Below are 23,893 nucleotides of genomic sequence, written 5' to 3'. Positions count from 1 at the left end.
ATATATACCTCTCTTTGATAATTTATAATATCTCATTAAATAATTAGTCTTCTGCCATACACTGTACAGCTGTGATTGCTACTACACCTTCGATATCTTTCGCACTGCATCCACGGGACAAGTCATTGACCGGTGCTGCAATACCTTGTGTAAGTGGTCCGTAAGCTTCTGCTTTTCCAAGTCTCTGTGCAAGCTTATATCCAATGTTACCAGCATCAAGATCTGGGAATACTAATACATTAGCCTTACCTGCCACCGGGCTACCTGGTGCTTTAGAAGCTCCTACTTCTGGTACAATAGCCGCATCCAGCTGGAATTCTCCATCAAGAAGCAGTCCTTCTGGAGCATTTTCCTTTGCAATACGTGTTGCTTCTACTACTTTATCAACGTCAGGATGTTTTGCACTTCCCTTTGTAGAGTGCGAAAGCATTGCAACGATTGGTTCTTTTCCAGTCAGAAGCTTGAATGAATCTGCAGAAGAAAGTGCGATTGCAGCAAGTTTCTCAGGATCTGGATTCTGCTCAAGTCCAGAATCTGCAAATACGAATGTTCCGTCAGCACCCATATCGCAATCCGGTACTACGATTACGAAGAAAGCAGAAACTAATTTTGTTCCTGGCTTTGTCTTCAGAATCTGCAGACATGGTCTTAATGTATCTGCTGTAGAATGGCATGCTCCAGATACCATACCGTCAGCATCTTTCATCTTGACCATCATAACACCATAATACAGATAATTTGTTAACAGAAGTTCTCTTGCCTGTTCTTCTGTCATACCTTTTTTCTGTCTTAACTCAACAAGCTTTGCAATGTATGCATCTGTCTTCTCATAGGTTGCAGGATCTACAATTGTAGCTCCGCTGATATCAAAAGAGCCCTTATTCTTTGCGATCTCTTCTTCGCTTCCGATTAAGATCAGATTAGCAGTTCCTTCTTTTAATACAGCTTCTGCTGCTTCATAAGTTCTGATGTCTTCTGTCTCAGGAAGTACAATTGTTTTTTTACATGTTTTTGCTTTTGCTTTAATTTCATCTATAAATCCCATGATTGATAGACTCCTTTCCATATATTCTCAGTATTTTTATTATAATACAAAGAGACCTCGTGGACAAGGTCTCTTCTTAGAATCTTATGTCTATTTTTATATACAATTGTCATAAAAATTAGATTATTATAGTGAATCATAGCTGAAATACATGGCTTACGATTGCAAAATATACACTAATAGTACTGATATCTACCAATGTGGAAATCAATGGTGTTGCCATGATTGCAGGATCTAACCCAATCTTTTTTGCAAGCAGAGGCAAGGTACATCCCACTACTTTTGCAATTACGACTGTACATGCCATTGTTAATCCAATCGTAAATGCCATCAACGCATCTCCCTGTCCCATCAGCATAATTCGAATTCCATTGACAACCGAAAGAATCAGACTAATACAGACAGCAACACGGACTTCCTTCCATACTACTTTGAACAGATCACTAAACTCTATCTCTCCCACCGACAATCCACGGATTATCAGCGTGGAACTCTGGGATCCGCAGTTTCCTCCGGTTCCGGTCAACATCGGTATAAATCCCGCAAGCTGTGGCATAACAGCAAGTGCCGCCTCATAACTATTCATGATCATCTGAGTAACTGTTGCAGAAAGCATCAAGAACAGAAGCCATGGGATACGACTCTTTACATGTTCAAACACAGTCGTTCCAAAATAGGATTCCTCACTCGGATTGACACCGGCCATGATACTGATATCTTCTGTGGTCTCTTCCTGTAATACCAACATAGCATCGTCAACAGTTACGATACCGACCATGCACATCTCATGGTCTACAATGGGCAATGCAATCAAACCATATTTTGTGATTGTCCTTGCCACATCTTCCTGGTCATCTGTAGTATGTGCATAAAGCATATTCGTATCCATGATCTCTTCGATAGTCTTGGATTCACTGGTTGTAAGAAGTTCTTTGACATCGACTTGACCGATTAATTTTCTCTTTTCGGTCACATAACAAGTATAGATTGTCTCACGATTCAGACCTACTTGTCTGATTTTTAATATGGATTCCGCCACCGTCATCTCACGCCGTAATGCAATGTAATCTACATTCATTACACTTCCGGCACTGTCTTCAGGATATTGCAGTAATTGATTGATCTGCGCTCTGGTCTCCTCATCTGTCACCATCAAAAGTCTGTCCACCACGTTGGCAGGCATTTCTTCCAGAACGTCAACCGTATCATCGAGGTACATTTCTTCCATGACTTCTTCCAGCTCGGAATCCGTCAGTGCATTGATCAAGACTTCACGCATATCACTGTTCATATACGTAAAAGTCTCTGCTGCTTCTTCTTTTGCCAACAATCGGAATACCATCACTAACTGTTTCTGGTCAAATTCTTCCAATATATCTGCAAGGTCGACAGGATACATATTATTTTCAAGTTCTTCTTTTAATTCTTTGAACTGACGGTTCTCTAACATGTCAAGAATACGTTCTTCAGTCAGTTCTTCACGTTCTTCCAGATAGTCAAACTCTTTTTCTTCCTGTTCTGTATCTTCTGGCTTAACGTTCATCTCTTCGCTTTCCATATATACCCTCCCTCCCAATATTTGCGAACTTAATCTTTCTATAGTATAATCAATTTCAAAAAGATATACAAGGAGATTATGATGAAAATCGTCGGATTAATTACGGAATACAACCCATTTCATAATGGACATTTATACCATATAGAGAAAGCCCGGGAACTTACTGATGCAGATGCTGTCATTGTTGTTATGAGCGGAAATTATGTTCAGCGCGGTGCTCCTGCTATTATGCCAAAGCATTTGCGGGCAGAAGTCGCCCTGGAAGCAGGTGTCGATCTCCTTATGGAGCTTCCCGTATGTTACGCAGTCGGAAGTGCTGAATATTTTGCAGCTGGTGCTATCTCTCTGTTTGAACAGTTGGGATGCGTCGATGCGATCTGTTTTGGAAGTGAATGTGGGGATTATAATGTCCTGGAAAACATTGCACATATCATTTCAGAGGAACCTGAAGAGTATAAGTTTTCTCTGCAGGAAGCATTACGGAAGGGCATGTCTTTTCCACGCGCAAGACAAATGGCTCTCGCCAATTATCTAAAAGATGATTCCATAGATATGATTTTAGAGCAGCCCAACAATATTCTTGGAATTGAATATATTAAAACCCTTCATAAAACCCACAGTAATATCAAGTCATATACTATCAAGCGAAAAGTATCTGGATATCACGATGAACATCTGACTGGGAACTATAGTTCAGCTTCTGCGATTCGCAAGCTTCTTGCATACGCAAGCAATTCCATTCATCTAGAAGGAGAAGGTATGTTTGATGAGCCTGTCATGTCTGAAGTATTGACTAGACTGGAGGATCAGGTACCACCTTCTTGTATACGTATGCTTGAAGAAATGCATCGTAATCGATATCCTATTTATGCCAACGATTTTTCTCTTATCTTAAAATACAAATTATTGTCAGAAACACGTGATACTTTAGTAAAATACAAAGATGTCACCGAAGATCTGGCAAATCGGATCATGAACCATGTCAATGACTTTATAACTTTTGAGCAATTTTGTGATTTGTTAAAAACAAAAGATATAACTTATACTAGAATCAGCAGAAGTTTATTTCATATCTTGCTGAATATAACGAACGAAGATATGCTGATCTACGAAAAAGAAGGCTTTTGCCAATATGCACACATTCTTGGTTTTCGCAAAGATGCCGGAAAACTTTTATCTCACCTGAAACAACATTCCAAAGTACCATTAATCACAAAACTTACGCAGACAAGTGAGCTAAACAATACTGGATTACAGATGTTAGAGCAGGACATCTTTGCTTCCAACCTATATGAAAGTGTTATCACCAACAAATTTAAAATGCCTTTTATCAATGAATATCAACATCAGATTATTAGAATTTGAGATTATAATTCTATCACTTTACTGCACGCAATCGCCATGGAGCCAGCCCCTATGTGGCATGTCACACTCAATGACAGGCGATCCATCACGATATCATAGTCTGGAAAGCGGTTCTGAATCTCCGCTTTCCACTGCATTGCTTCTTCATCAGAACAGGTATACGCAGCTTCCAAATGCACAGTTTGTCCAGCAAATCTTTCACTGATATCCTTTTCCATTGCATCTAACATAGTTTTTTTGGCAGATTTCCATCCACGTACTTTAGCAAATGAATCTAATTTTTCACCTTGAATCTGCAGGACTGGTTTCAGGTTCAGAACTGTTCCCAATGCAGCGGCTGCCGGAGTCACTCTTCCACCTTTTTTCAAATATTTTAACGTATCTACTGTAATATAAATACTGGCTTCTAATTTTTCCCGCATTAAAACATCTTTAATCTCAACTGCAGGCATTCCCTTTTTGGCCATCTCAATAGCATCTAATACAGACTGCCTTTGAGTTACAGAAATTCTCTGGTTATCGATTACATGTACTTTTCCATCAAAATCCTGTGCCAAAGCCATCGCAGTCTCACAAGAACTACTCAGACCGCTTGACATCGGAATATGTACAATTTCCTCATAGCTTTCCAACAGTTCTTCCCACAACTCCATTACATCTGCAGGAGACGGCTGTGAAGTAGAGATATCCGCATCATTTTCCAATCTTTTATAAAATTCATCCTGCGTCAATGTGATATCTTCATAATAAAGTTCTCCATCAATATAAAAAGGCATTGGGAGAACATGAATTCCCAATTGTTCTGCTTGTTTCTGTGTAATTCCGCTGTTGCTGTCTGTTACAATCGCCACTTTTCCCATTCTTCATTTTCCTCTCTAATTCTTAAAACTGTGAATCGGTGCGGGAATTCTTCCCTGTCTGTTCACAAATGCACTGCAATCATATTCATTCACCGGTATAATCGGTGCATAACCCAATAATCCACCAAACTCTGCCGTTTCCCCGACATCTTTTCCAATCACAGGAATCAACCGGACAGCCGTTGTCTTCTGATTGACCATGCCTATTGCCATCTCATCGGCAATAATTCCCGAGATTGTTGATGCTTTTGTCTTTCCGGGAATTGCAATCATATCCAGACCGACAGAGCAGACACAAGTCATTGCTTCTAATTTTTCTATCGTCAAAGCTCCAAGATTCACAGCATCGATCATCCCTTTGTCTTCACTGACCGGGATAAACGCACCGCTTAACCCTCCTACATAAGAAGAAGCCATGACGCCCCCTTTTTTCACCTGATCATTCAACATTGCGAGTGCTGCAGTCGTACCCGGAGCGCCAACTCTTTCCAGTCCAATTTCCTCCAGAATCTCCGCAACACTATCTCCTACAGCAGGAGTCGGTGCCAAAGAAAGATCAATAATTCCAAATGGAATTCCCATTCTTTTTGAAGCCTCTCCAGCAACCAGCTGTCCAACTCGAGTCACTTTAAATGCAGTTTTCTTAATTGTCTCACACAATTTTTCAAATCCCTGTCCGCGTACCTGTTCAATCGCATGCTTTACAACGCCAGGGCCACTAACTCCAACATTAATGACCGCATCCCCTTCAGTAACTCCCAAAAATGCACCCGCCATAAACGGATTATCATCAGGGGCATTACAAAATACCACTAATTTTGCACAGCCCAGAGAATCATTCTCCTTTGTGGCCTCGGCAGTTGCTTTTATTATCTCTCCGCTCAATCTGACTGCATCCATATTAATTCCTGTTCTGGTTGATCCAACATTAATAGAACTACAGACACGGTCAGTGCATGCCAAAGCCTCTGGAATAGATCGAATCAAGTTCTCATCACTCTTCGTCATGGACTTTGAAACCAAGGCAGAATATCCACCGATAAAATTCACACCAACTTCTTTTGCTGCTTTATCTAACGTCCTTGCAATTGTAACATAATCTTCAGACTTCTTACATGCCGAACCGCCGATCAACGCTATTGGAGTCACGGAAATTCTTTTATTTACAATAGGAATTCCAAATTCCCGTTCAATCTGTTCGCCAGTCGAAACCAGATCTTTTGCTGTTGCTGTTATCTTATGATATATATTATCATTTAACTTCTTCAGATCCGAATCAATGCAATCCAATAAACTGATTCCAAGAGTAATCGTCCTGACATCCAGGTTTTCCTCCTCGATCATCTGGTTTGTCTCGTACACTTCATATCTGTTAATCATATTCTAATACCTGGCCTTTCTGTCTTCCTCTATAGTCTGTGCATTTTTTCAAAGATTTCTTCTCTTTGGCAGTGAATCGTCACACCAATGGAAACCCCCAACTCCTCTAACTCTTTTGCCACGCATTGAATCTCTTTTGCAGAATTTGTGACATCAACGATTGCCATCATATTAAAATATCCATCGACAATCGTCTGTGAAATATCCAGAATGTTAATATTCGTCTCTGCCAAATACGTACAGACCTTTGCAATGATTCCAACGGTATCCTTTCCCACAACTGTAATTACACACTTTCTCATCTTAGTTCCTCCTGCTTCTCATGTTTGCCTATAGTGTTATAATATCTGATACAGTATCTCGTTTAGCCACCATGATTGGAATATCATCTCCCTTATATGGGTTGTTTCCATAGCTGACCTCCAGTTTTACTGTCTCATAAGCCAGTTCTTCATAATTGTTTTCCTTACTCAGATGACCAAGTATCACATACTGTAAATTGTCATGTAGTATATCACAAAGAAGCCGCCCTGACAATTCATTTGATAAATGTCCCTTATCACCCATCACTCTTTTCTTCAAAGGATATGGGTATGGACCGACTTCCAGCATATGAATATCATGATTTGCTTCCAGAACAATTCCATCCAGATTCTGTAAATGTTTCACAGTATAATCATCATATTTTCCAAGATCTGTCGCAACAGCAACAGCTTTTTTTTCATTTTCAATTCGATATCCTGATGGTTCTTTTGCATCATGCGATATAGAAAAAGGGCAGATATTCATATCTCCCACAGAAAACACTTCATCAACATTTACTTCGTGCAGTAATCCATCAGGCATCTTGCCCAGGCTACTGCAACCGCGTATTCCCGCTATTGTACCTTTTGTCGCATAGATTGGAATCTCATATTTTCTGCTGAACACACCAAGTCCCTGAATATGGTCAATGTGTTCATGAGTAATCAAAATTCCTTTCAGTTCTTCTCCTTTGACTCCCAGTATATGTAACCCTTCTTCAATCCTCTTCTTACTAATCCCTGTATCTACCAGAAGATGCGTATTATCATCTCCTACATAGATACAGTTACCGCTGCTTCCACTGGCAATGCTGCATAATCTCATACTGTATATTTTCTGCCTTTCTTATAAATCTGCCACAATTTTATCCAACTGTATCTTTGTCTCTTCAAAAGTATTGCTATTATCAATCACACGGTCACAGTGTTTCATAAACATACTCTTTGGAAGCTGTGCCGCAATAATATCATCTACTTTCTTTGAATCATATCCTCTTGCATAGATTAATCTTTTCTTACGAATAGAATCCTCCACATAGATATACCATAACTCATCACAGATTTCCTCGTAGTGATCTTCAATGAGAATCGCTGACTCCAGAATAAATAAATTCGTATTCTTACGTTCTTCTTTGGCAATCTTTTTATAAATCTCTTCTTTCACTGCCGGATGCACAATACTATTTAAAACAGATAATTCTACTTTGTCCGAAAAAACAATATCTGCCAGTTTTTCTCTATCCAACTCGCCTTTTGCATCTAAAATCTCTGTACCAAAATGTGCCACGATTGCATCAAAACACTCTGTACCTTTTTTCTGGAGTTTTTTTCCTACAGCATCAGCCTGACAGATGGTAGCACCATACTTATTATTCAAATATTCTAAGATCTGAGTCTTTCCCGCGCCAACTCCGCCTGTAATTCCAATAACCTTCATTCTCTTACACCTCTACTTTGCCTCGTACCAGTTTTCTCCTGTGTGCATATCAACTTCCAATGGTACATCCAAGGAAGCTGCCTGTTCCATCTCTTCCTGAAGAATTGCCTTCACTTCCTCTAATTCCGGTTGAAAAGCCTCAATCAATAATTCATCATGAACCTGAAGAACCAGTTTTGATTTCATATGCTTTTCCTTCAGCCTTCGGCTGACCCCTATCATGGCAATCTTCATTATATCCGCTGCAGTTCCCTGAATCGGCGAATTCATCGCCACTCTTTCTCCAAAGGAACGTTGCATAAAATTACTGGACGCCAACTCTGGAACCGGACGACGTCTGCCAAATAACGTAACAACATAACCCATATCTTTTGCATGTTTTACCGTGTCATCCAAAAATGTCTTGATTCCCGGATATGTCTTAAAATAATCATCTATATACTTTGCTGCTTCTTTTCGACTGATACTCAGATCCTGACTCAATCCAAAAGAACTGATTCCATACACAATTCCGAAATTAACTGCTTTCGCATTCCGCCGCTGTTGGTCAGTGACTTCATCAAATGGAACATGAAAGACTTGTGAGGCAGTGATTCTGTGAATATCTCTGGCTTCTTTATATGCCTCAATCAAATGACTATCTCCTGAACAGTGGGCCAGTACCCGCAGTTCGATCTGTGAATAATCGGCATCTACAAATATATATCCTTCTTCCGGAACGAAAACCTTACGAATTAATCGTCCCAACTCCATTCGAATCGGAATATTCTGAAGATTAGGTTCTGTACTGCTGATTCTTCCTGTAGCCGTTATCGTCTGATTGAATTTTCCATGAATTCTTCCATCATCACAGATGTAATTTGCCAACCCATCTGCATAGGTAGATTTTAATTTGGAATACTGCCTGTATTCCAAAATTTTCGCAATAATTGGATAATCAGGTGCCAACTTTTCCAACACATCCGCAGCCGTAGAATATCCGGTTTTTGTCTTCTTTCCACCAGGAATCTTCATATTTTCAAACAGCACAACGCCCAGCTGCTTTGGTGAATTGATATTGAATGTCTCATTGGCTTCTTCATAGATCTCTTTCTCAAGTTCTACAATCTTGGCACCCAACTGATCACCATAGAATTTCAGAGCCTCTGCCTCCACTTTTACACCATTTGCTTCCATCTCATACAAAGTAAATAACAATGGCATCTCTATCTCTGTAAAAAGCTTGTCCATATGACATTCCTTAAGTTTTTCCCATAAACGTTCAGATGCTGTATATGCTGTATATGCTTCATAGCATATCTTAACATACAATTCCGCTTTTTCTTCTATTACAATATCCAATTGTTCTCTTGCAACGTCCTCATAAGTGTAATTGCTCTTTAACGGATTCAACAAATACGCTGCGATTGTCGCATCGAAACAGTTTGAAGTATTACTGATCTTTAAATACTTCATCGCTGATTTCAAATCAAACATAACATATCGTTCTGTTTCTTCGGCTATCACCTCCAGCTGATTCAACAGCCACGAAGTATCTATACCATGCCCAGTTCGAATACAATAAACATTCTGTTCAGAGAAACACAACCCTATTCCCCCGACACCTGCCTGATTGGCAAAAAGTGGTAATACATTTTCCGTATCCTGGAAAACACACGCACCTACACATTTTGCAGCCCTGGCTTTCGTCATAATCTCTTCTGCCATCTGAATATCTGTAACTTCTCGAAACACAGACTCAATCTGATTGGAAGGAGCTGTTACATCAAACTTAGAAAGAAGATTCTTGAACTGAAGCTTCTGAAAATATGCATAAGCCTCTTCAGTATAGATATTTCCAAGCTTTGCGTCCTCCAATTTATAAGGAAAATCAGCATCCACATTAATCGTGGCAAGTTTCTTACTCATCACCGCCATATCCCAATGTTCTTTCAATGCTTTGGAGGCTCTAGGCGGCTTTAATTCATCAACATGGTCATAAGCATTCTCAATCGTATGATATTCTGCTATAATCTTCGTAGCAGTCTTTTCTCCAATACTTGGGACTCCAGGAATATTATCCGAGGTATCGCCCATCAAAGCTTTCAGATCAATAAATTCCAAAGGCGTCACTTGATAACGTTCCTTTACATCCTGCGCGAAATAATCTTCAACTTCTGTTCTGCCTTGCTTGGTCTTTGGAATACGTATCTTCACATGCCCTGTTGCAAGCTGAAGTAAATCTCTGTCTCCAGAAATAATCGCCACTTCCATTCCTTGCTTCTCACAACGTTTAGACAAAGTTCCCAGAAGATCATCTGCTTCCAGGCCGGCTGATTCAATCGTCTTGATTCCCATTGCATGTAAAACATCTTTGATGACCGGGACCTGTTGACGCAATTCATCTGCCATAGGCTTTCTCGTACCTTTATACTCCGCATACATCTCATGACGAAATGTCGGAGCATGAACATCAAAAGCAACTGTCAGATATTCTGGTTTTTCTTCTTCTAAGATTTTGAACATAATTGTTAAAAATCCGTAGATTGCATTCGTGTGAAGCCCATCTGCATTCGTCAGATCCGGCAGGCCATAAAACGCACGATTTAAAATACTATGTCCATCTATCAATACAATCTTTTCATTCATATAGAATTCTCCATTAAAAACAAAACTACCCTATTACTATACACCAAAACATTGGTTTTTAAAAGGAAATTATTCACCAAATCAATTTTACCCTGTTTTTTTTGCAAAATTTCTTTATAAAACCATTGACATTCTCAAATTAAAAGGTTATAATTTATCATGTTGTTGCGAAAAGCAAAAGAACATGCGGATGTGGCGGAATGGCAGACGCACAAGACTCAAAATCTTGCGAGGGCGACTTCGTGTGGGTTCAAGTCCCACCATCCGCATTAAAAACCAGGTCAAGTACGGATCTGGTTTTTATTTTTTAAGAAAAAAGATGCGTTATATCATTTATTAATCTGATATATAACGCATCTTTTTTCTTAAATATATTAGAAACTATCTGTCGGAAACATTGCATCATCAAGTGCTGTCATATCTTCCTGAGAAATATAATATACACCATCAGCATCTGGCTGTACGGTAATTGTAACGATTGCAGGATCACCATATGCAGGATCTTCCATTCTTGCAGCCATAAGATCATACATTCTCTGGAATACCATCTGATTCAATTCCTCATCACTCGGAATCTCTGTCATATTACTTATTTCTTCTGTAAGAGAAGCCGTCACCTCTTCCTGAATTCCTTCAAAGGCTATAAACGGTTCTACTGTAATGTCAATCGTATATGCATCGTTATCCGATTCTTTTGCCTCTCCTACTTCGTATTTTGCATGCTTGACCATATCCAGGAACAATTCTCTGTAACTTGCCATCAGTTCTTCTGATATTCCAAGGTCAGAAAAACCAGCTTCTTCCATTGTTGTGTCAATATTGCCCTCATACAACTCATTTGCCTCATCTTCTGTGGATTTCGTCCATTCGATATAGTCATCAAATTCTCCTTTATAGCTGGCATCCAAAACAGACTTTGCATAAGAACTTGCATCTTCCGCACTCATTCCCCCGCAACCACTCAAAAGAGACATTGCCATAACAAGCAAAACAGCCAAAAGCCCTTTTTTTCTCATTCCTATTCCTCCTACTCCTGTATAAGATATGAGTATACCATACACTTTATTTTTCATAAATTCAACTCTTGACAGGGGACCTTGTTGTTAATTTTCAGTTAATTTTCTGCCAATTTCAAAGCAATCAAATGTTGCAAAATAATCTGCCGGAGTTTCAGCCCTTCGAATTAACTGAGTCGTTCCGTCTTCTTTCAAAAGAACTTCCGCTGATTTTAACTTTCCATTGTAGTTATATCCCATGGAAAATCCGTGAGCACCTGTATCGTGAATCACTAGTAAATCGCCAATATCAATCTTTGGCAACATACGGTCAATGGCAAATTTATCATTATTTTCACACAAAGAACCTGTAACATCGTATTTGTGATCGCATGGATGATTTTCTTTTCCCATAACAGTAATATGATGATAAGCACCATACATTGCAGGACGCATCAAATTTACTGCACATGCATCAACGCCAATATATTCTTTGTGTGTATGTTTTTGATGAATCGCTGTAGTTACCAGGCAACCATATGGTCCCATCATAAAACGTCCTAATTCTGTATAAATTGACACATCACCCATTCCGGCCGGAACCAGAACCTCTTCATATACTCTGCGGACACCGTCCCCTATTATCCGAATATCATTTGGCTCTTGATCAGGTGTATACGGAATTCCAATTCCCCCAGACAGATTGATAAACTTGATATGCACACCTGTTTCCTTCTGAAGTTTTACTGCCACTTCAAATAATACCTTTGCAAGCATAGGATAATATTCATTCGTCACAGTATTACTTGCAAGAAATGCGTGAATTCCAAATTCTTTTGCTCCTTTTTCTTTCAATATTTTAAATGCATCAAATAATTGTTCCGTTGTCATACCATATTTGGCATCTCCTGGATTGTCCATAATATCATTACTGATTTTAAACAATCCACCCGGATTGTAGCGACAACTAATGATCTCCGGAATATGTCCAATTGTTTTCTCCAAAAAATCAATATGTGTAATATCATCCAGATTAATGATAGCTCCTAATTTTTCAGCAAGCACGAATTCCTCTGCAGGCGTATCGTTAGATGAAAACATAATATCTTCTCCAGATGCACCTATTGCATCAGAAAGCATTAATTCTGTATATGACGAGCAATCACAGCCACAGCCATATTCTCGCAAAATATTAATCAAGAATGGATTAGGTGTCGCTTTTACTGCGAAATATTCTTTATAGCCTTTATTCCATGAAAATGCTTCTTTTAATGCTTTCATATTTTTACGAATACCTTTTTCATCATACAAATGAAAAGGTGTTGGATACTCTTTTACAATCTCATCTAACTGTTCTTTCGTTACAAATGGTTCTTTTTTCATTGTTGGTTTTCCTCCCGCATCGATAGTAGTTTTATTTCATTCGAAAGTGCAGTTTTGTATAACTCCACAAAATTTTTCTGTCCAGAATACAAACAAGTATTCAAGCTTCCTTCTCCATATTCTCCAGTAAGAACATATCTAGAATCTGCAATCAGGCCAATCTGCATACCTCTGTTTTCACCAACATATACCTTAGCATTATCAAAGGATGCTGGCTGATCTGTAATAATCACAACCTTCTTTTTGTCGCGAATTAAGTCTTCTAATTCTCTGACTAAAAGAAGCAGATAATTCCTTGTGCAGCTGATATATACTCTTTTTTCCACCTGAGACAAGAGATTTCTCATCTTGTCCAGGATATGATCAGCACCTTCAATTGTAATATATCCTTCCACATATGTCTTTTCAGATGGTACATGTGCGATCAGCCATTTCTTTGATTCTTCCAGCTTACGGATACGATTCTTGCAGAATTCATCCAGTGGAACCGGAACATATTTTCGCGTATTTCCTTCTTCTACCAGATATGCAATACCCTTCTCCGTCATATTTGCAAGAGAATTATACGCATTCGATCTAGAAATTCCCGTCTGCTTAGCCACCTCATATCCTGTCACTTTTCCTTCAGTTATCATACATTGATAAATATTTGCTTCCTGCCGCGTAAGGCCAAATTCCATCAGACGTTCCACAAATGACAGCTGTTCCAATTAATCACCCCATTTCTTTTAGTAGTTCTCGATAGGAACACTATAAAGGATGTTAGATAATATGTCAATACATTCACAAGGTTTTTTTAATTTCATTAAGGGTCTAATAGCTAACAAAGGTCAAGAAAAAAGAGGCAGAAACATTCCGCCTCTATTACTACAACGATTTCTTAATCTACAACCGCAATCCTCATCATATTGCTGACTCCAGTCTTCACTCCAGCCACATTGGTAGATGGAATTCCAGCTGTCAGGATCACAACATCTCCTGTCTCTGCCATCTGTTTTGCACAGATCAGATCAATTGCACTATTACAGATATCTTCCGTCGTATGAACTTCAATAGATTTTAATGGTCTTACGCCCCAGTAAATCTGCATTCTTCTCAAAGTTGTTTCATTCGGACTAACGCCAATGATGTCCATCTGCGGTTTGAACTTAGATACAACTCTTGCCGTTGCTCCTGACACTGTAGGAGTAATGATACATTTTGCTCTTAGGTTATTTGCAGTTGTTACAGTCGCATGGCCCAGGGCACTGGACGCACTCTTCATCCTATGCTCACCGGCTTTCTTAAGAATCAGATCATAATCCAGATGTTCTTCTGTACTTTCTACAATATGAACCATCATCTGAAGAGCTTCAACTGGATATTTACCCTGCGCAGTCTCACCAGAAAGCATGACCGCATCCGTTCCGTCATATACGGCATTAGCTACGTCTGTTACTTCTGCTCTTGTCGGGCGAGGATTGCGGATCATAGAATCTAACATCTGTGTTGCAGTAATAACCGGTTTATAATTATCATTACATTTCTGAATGATCATCTTCTGAAGATATGGAACCTCTTCTGCAGGAATCTCAACACCAAGGTCTCCACGAGCCACCATGATTCCATCAGCGCATCGAATGATCTCATCAATATTCTTGATTCCCTCTGCATTTTCAATCTTGGCAATAACCGGAATATATGGGGCACCGCATTCTTTCAAAAATGCTTTGATTTCAAGAATACACTCTGCATTTCTCACAAATGATGCTGCAATAAAATCAACCTTCTGCTCTACACCAAATCGAAGATCGTCTCTGTCCTTATCAGTAATTGCAGGAAGTCTGACTGGAACATTCGGTACATTCACACCTTTACGCTCTCCCAATTCACCACCGTTCACTATCTTACACACAATCTCAGTGTCTCTTTTTTCTTTTACTTTCAACTCAATAAGTCCATCATCAATCAAAATCGTACTTCCAACCTGAACATCTGCGACCAGACCTGGATATGTGATAGATGTCTTCGTCTCATCTCCGACAATATCCTCTGTGCTTAAAGTAAATACATTACCAGCCTGAAGCATTACTTTCTTGCCATCTTTCAAGATTCCCGTACGTATCTCTGGTCCTTTTGTATCTAAAAGAATCGCAATTGGCTTTCCTTCCTCATCACGAATCTTTTTCAGCACATCCATTCTCATCTTCTGTTCTTCATGATCACCGTGAGAAAAATTAAATCTGGCAATATCCATACCACTCTGGACTAATTTTCTCATAAGGCTTTCATCATTCGTGTTTGGTCCCATTGTACAAATAATTTTTGTTTTTTTCATATTCCCTTAATTCCTCTCTTATAACTATTATTGGTAAAATCATTTTACATGTGTATGTGTAAACAAATGATCCTGACAATATTCATAATTACCATTACATTTAGAACAATACCTGAATTCCAGCTTTGGATCATCCAACTCCGTTCTGCCACAGACTGCACATCTGTGTTTTGCACCGTTTGCATAGGTATTAACAGGACGCTGTGCATGCCTTACTTTGCGTTGAAATTCCTTTTTTCGCTTCATCTGTCGCGGAGAATACGCCCTTGCATTTCTTGAATTCAAGAAAAAGATCAGAAAGTTCAGTATGGAAACCACTGCTGCAAGAGCGTTAGCCTTGTAATAAATACCATAGACACTTCCGCCATAAGCCGGCAAAAATGCCTGAACAATCGCATAGACAAAATATAATCCATCAATCAATGCCAGATATTTTGCTTTGATCGGTATCACAAAAAACAGCAAAAACTGTAGATCAGGATATAAAGCAGCAAAAGCAAAAAACAGAGACATATTCAGATACCAGGTATCCATCTGAAAAGAGATTCCTGTCAAGAGATAAGCAATAATTGCTGCAATCACATGGAAAATCATTCCGGAAAAGAAGTAAAGATTAAACCGAAATGCTCCCCAGGCTCTCTCTAACTGCTGTCCAATCATAAAATATAAATATAACGCAAATATAATAAAAATCAGGCTGGTAGACGGTGGTTGAATTATGAATGTCACAATCCTCCATATCTGACCATGCAAGATTGCCGAAGCGTTCAGGCTCAGATATTGGTAATAGAATGATGGATTCACCAGATTTAAGACAAATCCAGCAGCATACAAAATAATAATATAATACATCAGATTCGGAATCGCATATCTTCCGAACTTTCTCTCCAGTTTATCTAACCAATTGTTCATAGAATAATCCCTGTCTTTCATATGTTTTACACTGTAGTCATTCTAACTTTTCATAGAATATTTGTCAATTCTGCTATACAAGTTTAAATAATTTTAACATTTATTTTATGCTAAAATAATCAATTGCGAATTGTCTTTTCGAATAATTTGTCGTATAATCCCATCTTTGACACTTAAAAGAAGAATAAACAGCCATAATACCTGTAATTACGGGCACTGTGGCTGTTTGTTCGTTTGCATCGATATGTACTATATTTTTGATTTTGTGCTATTTATCTTTTTTGTCTTTGAAATAATCCCTCGCATGGAGGCTTTTGATATAAATTCGAGGTCTGTTCTTAATCCAAATGAACTGTGAAGTTCATCTGTTAGTTTTGTTCGTTTGTAAGATGGAATGTAACCACTGTCTTTGCTTAATAGCGTCATATTCATACCACGCAGTGTTTCCAAAATCTGAGAACATGTAAACTCTTCTCCTAGTTTCTTTTCTAATAGTCTATATACTAAGAGACTGATATAACACGTAAGAAAATGTGCTTTGATACGATCGTCTCTCTGCACATAAACCGGTCTGGCTTCGAAATCGGATTTCATGATTCGGAAGTTCTCCTCGATTTCCCAGCGTCGCTTGTTAATCTTTATGATTTCAGCCGGGTTATCTTCAAGGTTTGTTACAACAGCATAAAAACCATCATACATGGATTCTTCATTTATGCGTTCTTCATCCAATTCATAAACATACTTATCTGCGATTTCGCCATCTGATGTAATGGAGGTTTTTTGAATAAAACGTGCAGGGTCGTTTTGATTCTTTCCTCGTCTGCATTTTCCGGGAGACTGTATCATTTTCAGCGCACGGTCAATCTGACGACTACGAATTTTTTGTTGATAAGCTTTATATTTAGGTGAGTACGTAACAATAATTGTTTCATCCATATCTCCGGTCACAAGAGGTACTTCTTTGTAATAAACCGTATGAAATACATCAGGATCCGTTTCATCAAGGGTTCTTAGATCAATCATTTTATTCGAGCCAGGAACTTTAAACTGAGTTGGATTCAAGGCTATTTCACGATCTTCCTGTTTCATTTTTTTCAATGAGTAAGTAATTACATAAGAACGATTCCCAAAGCTATTTAAAAATCTGTTTTTTACGCTTCCTAATCCAGCGTCCGAACAAAAGATAAATTCGCTGCAATCAAAATCTTTAATTACTTTTGTCTCTAATGGTTTTAGTGTAAGCTGTTCGTTTTGATTTCCGGGGAAAATATCGAAAGCAAGAGGGATGCCATCAGCATCCATAAAAAGTCCCATAGTAACGATTGGATTCGGCCTATGTTCTTTATTTTTGCCGTATTTCTTGTCGCCACTTTCTTCTTCGATTTCGAAATAGTAATTCGTGCAATCGTAATACAAGATTTTTGAATTGCGATGATGCACAAAGTTTGAATTTCGATAAAGTTCTTCTTGGATGTAATCCGATTCCTCTGTCATAACAGAGAGAGCACGATAAACATTCTGCAAAGAATATTTAGGAGGTTCCAAAAGAGAATGACAGAAAGAATAGCTGCTCATCTTACTGGAAGGTGAAAGGATTCTTGCATAAATCAAATCTGTGAGAATGGCATGAAAATCGTAAGTAAATTTATGACGGTTACGAATGTTCCTGCAAATGTTATCCAGTCTTAATTCAGAACATAATTGCTGCAAAAAAAGATAACCTACATTGAAAAAACGTTCCTCTTCCAATGGAATGCGAGCTGTTTGAGAGAAAGTGACAGAAACCTGTTTTTTTTGCTGATTATAAAGAGCGGTTTCTTTAGCAGCTTCTGCTTTGGCCCAAGCCATCATTTTTCCTTCGTCGCCTGAAAACTGTTCTAATAAATCATTTAGTTTGCCGAGTTTTCGATAAATCCGTGAAGATGTTTTACCATCTGATTTTCTATAAGATTGTGTTATATATACATCTTTATTGTTTTTGCTACCCGTGATATTAACATACATGATAAATGCTTCCTTTCTACAGAACAAAATGATTTGAAAACAAAACTAACCATTAATCCTATTATAACATAAATGGCACAAAATAGCACTAATATAAACATATAAATTGACAAAAAAATAAGCCGAAAACGGCTTAAATAAAAGATTCTTTATAATATTTTTAAAAATAAGGTGTCAAAGACCCGGCATATCTTCCGAACTTTCTCTCCAGTTTATCTAACCAATTGTTCATAGAATAATCCCTGTCTTTCATATGTTTTACACTGTAGTCATTCTAACTTTTCATAGAATATTTGTCAATTCTGCTATACAAGTTTAAATAATTTTAACATTTATTTTATGCTAAAATAATCAATTGCGAATTGTCTTTTCGAATAATTTGTCGTATAATGTTACAGTCTGTAAAACAAAAACACATTTAATAAGAAGAAAGTCATAGATGAAAATGTAATAAGGAGTACATATTATGAGTCAAAAAGATATTTATACCCTTGGAATTGATATTGGTTCCACGACGGTAAAAATTGCCATTCTGGATGAGAATAATGATGTTGCCTTTTCTGATTATGAAAGACATTACGCGAATATCCAGGAGACATTATCTGATCTGCTTGGAAGAGCAATTTATAAATTAGGTCCTATTCATGCTTCTCCGGTCATCACAGGTTCCGGCGGACTAACCCTTGCCAAGCATCTTGGTGTTCCATTTGTGCAGGAGGTAATCGCCGTTTCCACCGCATTACAGGATTATGCTCCTCAGACAGATGTTGCCATTGAATTAGGCGGGGAAGACGCTAAGATCATTTATTTTGAAGGCGGTAATGTAGAGCAGCGTATGAACGGCGTATGCGCCGGCGGTACCGGATCCTTTATTGACCAGATGGCTTCTCTGCTCCAGACAGATGCATCTGGGTTAAATGAATATGCCAAAAATTATAAATCTTTATATTCTATTGCTGCACGATGCGGAGTATTTGCTAAATCCGACATCCAACCGCTGATCAATGACGGTGCTTCTAAAGAAGACCTGGCAGCTTCTATTTTTCAGGCTGTTGTGAATCAAACAATCAGTGGATTAGCCTGTGGAAAACCGATTCGAGGACATGTTGCATTTTTGGGCGGACCGCTTCATTTCTTATCTGAATTAAAAGAAGCTTTCGTCCGTACATTAAAGCTAGATAATGAACATACGATTGCCCCTGGGCATTCTCACTTATTCGCCGCCATCGGATCTGCACTGAATTCTAAGAAAGATCTGGATGTATCTTTACAGCAGATGCAGCAGCGCCTGGAAGGTAAAATCAAGATGGATTTCGAAGTAGAACGTATGGAGCCGCTTTTTACCAGCGAAGCAGACTATCATGCTTTTGAAGAAAGACACGCAAAACATCAGGTTCCTGTGAAAGACCTGGAATCTTACCGCGGCAAAGCCTTTCTGGGAATCGATGCCGGTTCCACTACTACCAAAGCAGCGCTGGTCGGTGAGGATGGCACATTATTATACTCTTTCTATCATAACAACGAAGGAGATCCTCTTGGTACCACCATAACTGCAATTAAGGATATCTACAGTAAGCTTCCGGAAGGTGTGGAGATTGTCCACTCCTGCTCAACCGGATATGGAGAAGCCCTGATTAAATCTGCGCTTTTGTTGGATGAGGGCGAAGTAGAGACAGTCTCTCATTACTATGCTGCATCTTTCTTTGAGCCGGATGTAGACTGTATCCTGGATATTGGCGGACAGGATATGAAGTGTATCAAGATCAAGAATCAGACCGTCGACAGCGTTCAGTTAAATGAAGCCTGCTCTTCTGGCTGCGGTTCTTTTATAGAGACCTTTGCAAAATCTCTGAACTATTCTGTCGAAGATTTTGCTCATGAAGCATTATTTGCCCGTAATCCGATCGACCTTGGTACACGCTGTACTGTATTCATGAATTCCAAGGTAAAACAGGCCCAAAAAGAAGGGGCTGAAGTTGCTGACATCTCTGCCGGACTTGCATATTCCGTTATTAAGAACGCTTTGTTTAAAGTAATCAAAGTGTCCGATGCTTCCGAACTTGGCAATCATATCGTCGTACAGGGCGGAACTTTCTATAATAACGCAGTACTTAGAAGTTTTGAAAAAATCGCCAACTGCGAAGCAATCCGACCGGATATTGCCGGAATCATGGGTGCTTTCGGTGCAGCTTTAATCGCACGGGAAAGATATGTAGACTGCGAGGGCACAACTATGCTGCCTATCGAAGAGATCGAATCTCTGGAATATTCTACAACTATGGCCAAATGTAAAGGATGTACCAACAACTGCCGCCTGACCATCAACCACTTCAGCGGCGGTCGTAAATTCATTACAGGTAACCGCTGTGAGCGCGGTCTTGGTAAAGAAAAGTCCGCCAATAAACTGCCTAATCTGTTTGAATATAAGTTAAAACGTTATTTTGATTACACTCCGTTAACAGAGGAAGAGGCAAAACGAGGAACCATCGGTATTCCACGTGTCCTGAACATGTATGAGAATTATCCATTCTGGTTTACCTTCTTCCATACTCTTGGATTCCGTGTTGTATTATCGCCGGTTTCCACCAGAAAGGTATATGAACTTGGTATCGAATCTATTCCAAGTGAATCAGAATGTTACCCTGCAAAACTTGCCCACGGACATGTACAATGGCTAATTAATGAAGGAATTAAATACATATTTTACCCAAGTATTCCTTATGAACGTAATGAATTTGCAGAAGCAAACAATCACTACAATTGCCCAATTGTAACTTCTTATCCTGAAAACATCAAAAATAATATTGATGCTATCGTAAATGGGGATGTTGATTTTATCCATCCATTCCTTTCATTTGCAAATGAAGAGACAATTGCCTATCGAATGGTAGAGGTATTCTCTGATAAGTTCTCCATTCCTGCTGCTGAAATCAAATCAGCTGTACATGCAGCCTGGGACGAACTCGATTCCTGTAGGAAAGATATGCAGAAAAAGGGAGAAGAGACCATCAAGTTCCTGGAAGAGACCGGTAATCGTGGAATCGTTCTTGCCGGAAGACCTTACCATATTGACCCGGAAGTAAACCACGGAATTCCGGAATTGATCAACTCTTATAATATTGCTGTATTGACAGAGGATTCCGTTTCTCACCTGCATCCGGCAGAACACCCGTTGAACGTTATGGATCAGTGGATGTACCATTCTCGTCTGTATGCGGCGGCAAATTATGTGAAAACAACAGAAAATCTGGATTTGATCCAGCTAAATTCTTTTGGTTGTGGTCTAGATGCTGTTACAACAGATCAGGTAGCATCTATTTTGAATGATTCTGACAAGATTTATACATCTTTGAAGATTGATGAAGTCAACAACTTAGGTGCTGCGAGAATCCGTGTCAGATCTCTGCTTGCTGCCATCCGTGTCAGAGAAAAACGCCACGAAGAAAGAGAGATTCATTCTTCTGCTATAACAAAAGTGCCTTTCACGAAAGAAATGCGTAAGGACTATACGATTCTCTGCCCACAGATGTCACCGATTCACTTTGAATTACTGGAACCTGCATTCAGAGCTTCCGGTTACAACATTGAAGTCTTGCCAAATGATAATAAACAGGCAGTAGATGTAGGATTAAAATATGTTAATAACGATGCCTGCTATCCATCTCTTATGGTAGTCGGACAGATCATGGAAGCTATCCTTTCTGGTAAATATGATACCGATAGGATTGCCGTCATCATCAGCCAGACCGGTGGTGGATGCCGTGCATCTAACTATATCGGTTTTATACGACGTGCATTAAAGAAAGCCGGCTATGGACACATTCCAGTCATCTCTATTAATTTAAGCGGGCTGGAAAGTAACCCTGGATTCAAGATTACACTTCCACTGGTACTCCGCGGCGTATATGCAGTCGTATTTGGAGATATTTTCATGAAATGCGTATATCGCCTTCGTCCATATGAAGCTGTACCAGGATCTGTAAACGCCATGCATGAAAAATGGAAAAAGGTCTGCCAGGAGTTCGTATCCCAGGGTTATCCTTCCAGACACCGCTTCAGCCAGCTTTGCCACGATATCATAAACGACTTCGATCAGAATATTGAACTTCTGGATATCAAAAAGCCACGCGTCGGCGTTGTCGGAGAGATTCTGGTAAAATTCCTCCCGGCTGCCAATAACTATCTGGTAGAACTATTGGAAAATGAAGGAGCGGAAGCAGTCGTACCAGATCTGCTGGATTTCCTTCAGTACTGCTTCTACAATCAGAATTTCAAAGTATCTCACCTTGGTATGAAGAAATCCAAGGCAACAATCGGTAATCTTGGAATTGCAGCAATTGAGTGGTTCCGCGCACCTGCTACCAAAGCATTTGAAAAGAGCAAACATTTTGCTCCACCTGCTGACATCCGCAATCTTGGCAAGATGGCTTCTGAAATCGTATCTCTTGGAAACCAGACAGGTGAAGGCTGGTTCCTTACTGGCGAGATGCTGGAGCTGATTCACAGTGGTGCGCCGAACATTGTATGTACTCAGCCATTCGCCTGCCTTCCAAACCATGTAGTAGGAAAAGGCGTTATCAAAGAATTAAGAAGACGCTATCCTGAGTCCAATATAGTAGCAATTGATTTTGATCCAGGAGCAAGTGAAGTAAATCAATTAAACCGAATCAAATTAATGCTGTCTACAGCAAATAAAAATTTAGGGAATTAGGCGCTTGCCTAATTCCCTTTTACCCAATTGATGTTTTCTCCATCACTGATTGCAATAATCGTCCCCATCTGATCTGTCCGGTATATCTGTACATCATCATTTTCCAGTTTTTCTATAGTCTCCCAATGTGGATGCCCATATTGATTATCCACGCCACAACTAATGACAGCCCAGGTAGGATCTGTTGCTTTCAGAAACTCATCACTTGTAGCGGTACTGCTTCCATGATGACCACATTTTAACACATCACATTCTAGTTCACTGCCAAAATGCTTTGCCATAGTTTCTTCGGACTTTTCTTCTGCATCTCCGCACATTACAAAGGAGTTGATTCCATGATTTAACTTGATTCCTACAGAAGAACTATTCAGATCGCTCTGATCCACTAATTCTTCGTCTGGACAAAGAACAGTAAATTCAGCATCTCCCAAAGTAAAAATCTCTCCTACTCTCGGATAAACAATCTGAATATTAAATTCTTTGATATCATCTATCACTTCCAGATAAGTTATGGTATCATTGGCAACATCTGGCATAAGCACCATCTGAACATCTATATTTTCCAATACATCATCTGCTCCTCCAATATGATCCGCATCGGGATGTGTAAGGATCAGATAATCCAGTGTATCAATCCCATTTTTCAGTAAATAAGCCACTACAGATTCTCCCTGGTCATTATTGCCTGCATCTATGAGCATATTATGTCCTTCAGTCTGAACAATCGTACAATCTCCCTGACCAACATCCAGAAAAGTCACTTTCATCTCTCGCGTTGCAACCGTATCAGCTATACTTCTGTCGCTTTTTCCTGACACAGTAGTAATATCATCCAGATTAGCATAACCTGCCACTGCCAACGTCAGCGCAGCTATAAATGCTGCTATTTTCTTTACATTCTTCATATTCGTATACTCCCCTTAATACATTTCCATCTATTATAAAATTCTCGTTCTGGAAAATCAACCTTTTCTTGTCATCTATGACACAGTGTG

The 23,893-nt window shown here is 39.2% G+C and carries 17 protein-coding genes and 1 tRNA gene; 3 read left to right on the top strand and 15 right to left on the bottom strand.

Going from position 1 to position 23,893, the window contains the following annotated elements; all coding sequences use genetic code 11:
- Positions 1 to 43 precede the first annotated feature (43 nt).
- On the bottom strand, positions 44 to 1,045 hold the full coding sequence (gene pta, locus ACQRD1_RS11335; protein ID WP_235233429.1) for a phosphate acetyltransferase: 1,002 nt from the start codon (positions 1,043 to 1,045) through the stop codon (positions 44 to 46).
- A 136-nt stretch (positions 1,046 to 1,181) separates the two neighbouring features.
- Positions 1,182 to 2,519, bottom strand: coding sequence for a magnesium transporter (gene mgtE, locus ACQRD1_RS11330; RefSeq protein ID WP_235233453.1), 1,338 nt, complete (start codon positions 2,517 to 2,519; stop codon positions 1,182 to 1,184).
- Positions 2,520 to 2,684: 165 nt separating this feature from the next.
- On the opposite strand from mgtE, the gene ACQRD1_RS11325 reads away from it, so the two are divergent.
- Entirely contained in the window at positions 2,685 to 3,968 is a 1,284-nt protein-coding gene (locus tag ACQRD1_RS11325) for a nucleotidyltransferase (protein WP_235233454.1), read from the top strand.
- Positions 3,969 to 3,970: 2 nt separating this feature from the next.
- On the opposite strand, the gene ACQRD1_RS11320 is transcribed toward ACQRD1_RS11325, so the two are convergent.
- The 6 genes from ACQRD1_RS11320 to polA are packed head-to-tail and all read right to left on the bottom strand — an operon-like array spanning position 3,971 to position 10,576.
- Positions 3,971 to 4,828 carry a DegV family protein gene (locus tag ACQRD1_RS11320; protein ID WP_235233430.1) on the bottom strand — a complete coding sequence of 286 codons (858 nt, stop codon included), beginning with the start codon at positions 4,826 to 4,828 and terminating at the stop codon, positions 3,971 to 3,973.
- Positions 4,829 to 4,843: 15 nt separating this feature from the next.
- The gene (locus tag ACQRD1_RS11315; RefSeq protein ID WP_235233431.1) at positions 4,844 to 6,208 is read right to left on the bottom strand and encodes a PFL family protein; all 1,365 of its coding nucleotides are present in this window, start codon (positions 6,206 to 6,208) and stop codon (positions 4,844 to 4,846) included.
- 29 nt (positions 6,209 to 6,237) lie between these two features.
- Positions 6,238 to 6,510, bottom strand: coding sequence for an ACT domain-containing protein (locus ACQRD1_RS11310; protein WP_235233432.1), 273 nt, complete (start codon positions 6,508 to 6,510; stop codon positions 6,238 to 6,240).
- A 28-nt stretch (positions 6,511 to 6,538) separates the two neighbouring features.
- Positions 6,539 to 7,336 (bottom strand): MBL fold metallo-hydrolase, encoded by a 798-nt coding sequence (locus ACQRD1_RS11305; RefSeq protein WP_235233433.1) that lies wholly within the window; start codon positions 7,334 to 7,336, stop codon positions 6,539 to 6,541.
- A 21-nt stretch (positions 7,337 to 7,357) separates the two neighbouring features.
- Complete coding sequence (coaE, locus tag ACQRD1_RS11300) at positions 7,358 to 7,948, bottom strand: dephospho-CoA kinase (RefSeq protein ID WP_235233434.1); 591 nt, start codon at positions 7,946 to 7,948, stop codon at positions 7,358 to 7,360.
- A gap of 12 nt (positions 7,949 to 7,960) precedes the next feature.
- Positions 7,961 to 10,576, bottom strand: coding sequence for a DNA polymerase I (gene polA / locus ACQRD1_RS11295; protein ID WP_235233435.1), 2,616 nt, complete (start codon positions 10,574 to 10,576; stop codon positions 7,961 to 7,963).
- 186 nt (positions 10,577 to 10,762) lie between these two features.
- On the opposite strand from polA, the gene ACQRD1_RS11290 reads away from it, so the two are divergent.
- Positions 10,763 to 10,845, top strand: a tRNA-Leu gene (locus ACQRD1_RS11290).
- A 105-nt stretch (positions 10,846 to 10,950) separates the two neighbouring features.
- On the opposite strand, the gene ACQRD1_RS11285 is transcribed toward ACQRD1_RS11290, so the two are convergent.
- From ACQRD1_RS11285 to ACQRD1_RS11260, 6 genes are all read right to left on the bottom strand, one after another.
- Complete coding sequence (locus ACQRD1_RS11285; RefSeq protein WP_235233437.1) at positions 10,951 to 11,592, bottom strand: hypothetical protein; 642 nt, start codon at positions 11,590 to 11,592, stop codon at positions 10,951 to 10,953.
- 87 nt (positions 11,593 to 11,679) lie between these two features.
- On the bottom strand, positions 11,680 to 12,954 hold the full coding sequence (locus tag ACQRD1_RS11280; RefSeq protein WP_235233440.1) for a diaminopimelate decarboxylase: 1,275 nt from the start codon (positions 12,952 to 12,954) through the stop codon (positions 11,680 to 11,682).
- Positions 12,951 to 13,634 carry a TrmB family transcriptional regulator gene (locus ACQRD1_RS11275; RefSeq protein ID WP_334302619.1) on the bottom strand — a complete coding sequence of 228 codons (684 nt, stop codon included), beginning with the start codon at positions 13,632 to 13,634 and terminating at the stop codon, positions 12,951 to 12,953. Before ACQRD1_RS11275 ends, ACQRD1_RS11280 begins: the two co-directional genes overlap by 4 nt.
- Before the next feature lie 200 nt (positions 13,635 to 13,834).
- The gene (gene pyk / locus ACQRD1_RS11270) at positions 13,835 to 15,271 is read right to left on the bottom strand and encodes a pyruvate kinase (protein ID WP_235233442.1); all 1,437 of its coding nucleotides are present in this window, start codon (positions 15,269 to 15,271) and stop codon (positions 13,835 to 13,837) included.
- A 39-nt stretch (positions 15,272 to 15,310) separates the two neighbouring features.
- On the bottom strand, positions 15,311 to 16,183 hold the full coding sequence (locus tag ACQRD1_RS11265) for a rhomboid family intramembrane serine protease (RefSeq protein ID WP_235233444.1): 873 nt from the start codon (positions 16,181 to 16,183) through the stop codon (positions 15,311 to 15,313).
- A gap of 249 nt (positions 16,184 to 16,432) precedes the next feature.
- The gene (locus ACQRD1_RS11260; protein WP_235233246.1) at positions 16,433 to 18,187 is read right to left on the bottom strand and encodes an IS1634 family transposase; all 1,755 of its coding nucleotides are present in this window, start codon (positions 18,185 to 18,187) and stop codon (positions 16,433 to 16,435) included.
- A gap of 466 nt (positions 18,188 to 18,653) precedes the next feature.
- Between ACQRD1_RS11260 and ACQRD1_RS11255 the strand changes: the two genes are divergently transcribed.
- Positions 18,654 to 22,898: a 2-hydroxyacyl-CoA dehydratase gene (locus ACQRD1_RS11255; RefSeq protein WP_235233446.1), complete on the top strand. Its 4,245-nt coding sequence runs from the start codon at positions 18,654 to 18,656 to the stop codon at positions 22,896 to 22,898.
- Positions 22,899 to 22,906: 8 nt separating this feature from the next.
- On the opposite strand, the gene ACQRD1_RS11250 is transcribed toward ACQRD1_RS11255, so the two are convergent.
- Entirely contained in the window at positions 22,907 to 23,803 is an 897-nt protein-coding gene (locus ACQRD1_RS11250; protein WP_235233447.1) for a ComEC/Rec2 family competence protein, read from the bottom strand.
- Positions 23,804 to 23,893: the final 90 nt, after the last annotated feature.

This window comes from Bariatricus sp. SGI.019 (genome assembly GCF_050315235.1).
Taxonomy (GTDB): Bacteria; Bacillota; Clostridia; order Lachnospirales; family Lachnospiraceae; genus JAFBIX01.
Note: the sequence above shows the minus strand (reverse complement) of the source record. Positions and strands in the feature narration are given on the sequence as shown.

Coding starts and splice junctions, on each gene's coding strand:
- coaE (WP_235233434.1), bottom strand. CDS start 7,948: ATGAAGGTTATTGGAATTACAGGCGGAGTTGGCGCGGGAAAGACTCAG.
- ACQRD1_RS11305 (WP_235233433.1), bottom strand. CDS start 7,336: ATGAGATTATGCAGCATTGCCAGTGGAAGCAGCGGTAACTGTATCTAT.
- ACQRD1_RS11250 (WP_235233447.1), bottom strand. CDS start 23,803: ATGAAGAATGTAAAGAAAATAGCAGCATTTATAGCTGCGCTGACGTTG.
- ACQRD1_RS11285 (WP_235233437.1), bottom strand. CDS start 11,592: ATGAGAAAAAAAGGGCTTTTGGCTGTTTTGCTTGTTATGGCAATGTCT.
- ACQRD1_RS11275 (WP_334302619.1), bottom strand. CDS start 13,634: ATGGAATTTGGCCTTACGCGGCAGGAAGCAAATATTTATCAATGTATG.
- ACQRD1_RS11260 (WP_235233246.1), bottom strand. CDS start 18,187: ATGTATGTTAATATCACGGGTAGCAAAAACAATAAAGATGTATATATA.
- polA (WP_235233435.1), bottom strand. CDS start 10,576: ATGAATGAAAAGATTGTATTGATAGATGGACATAGTATTTTAAATCGT.
- ACQRD1_RS11280 (WP_235233440.1), bottom strand. CDS start 12,954: ATGAAAAAAGAACCATTTGTAACGAAAGAACAGTTAGATGAGATTGTA.
- ACQRD1_RS11325 (WP_235233454.1), top strand. CDS start 2,685: ATGAAAATCGTCGGATTAATTACGGAATACAACCCATTTCATAATGGA.
- ACQRD1_RS11255 (WP_235233446.1), top strand. CDS start 18,654: ATGAGTCAAAAAGATATTTATACCCTTGGAATTGATATTGGTTCCACG.
- ACQRD1_RS11320 (WP_235233430.1), bottom strand. CDS start 4,828: ATGGGAAAAGTGGCGATTGTAACAGACAGCAACAGCGGAATTACACAG.
- pta (WP_235233429.1), bottom strand. CDS start 1,045: ATGGGATTTATAGATGAAATTAAAGCAAAAGCAAAAACATGTAAAAAA.
- pyk (WP_235233442.1), bottom strand. CDS start 15,271: ATGAAAAAAACAAAAATTATTTGTACAATGGGACCAAACACGAATGAT.
- ACQRD1_RS11315 (WP_235233431.1), bottom strand. CDS start 6,208: ATGATTAACAGATATGAAGTGTACGAGACAAACCAGATGATCGAGGAG.
- ACQRD1_RS11310 (WP_235233432.1), bottom strand. CDS start 6,510: ATGAGAAAGTGTGTAATTACAGTTGTGGGAAAGGATACCGTTGGAATC.
- ACQRD1_RS11265 (WP_235233444.1), bottom strand. CDS start 16,183: ATGAACAATTGGTTAGATAAACTGGAGAGAAAGTTCGGAAGATATGCG.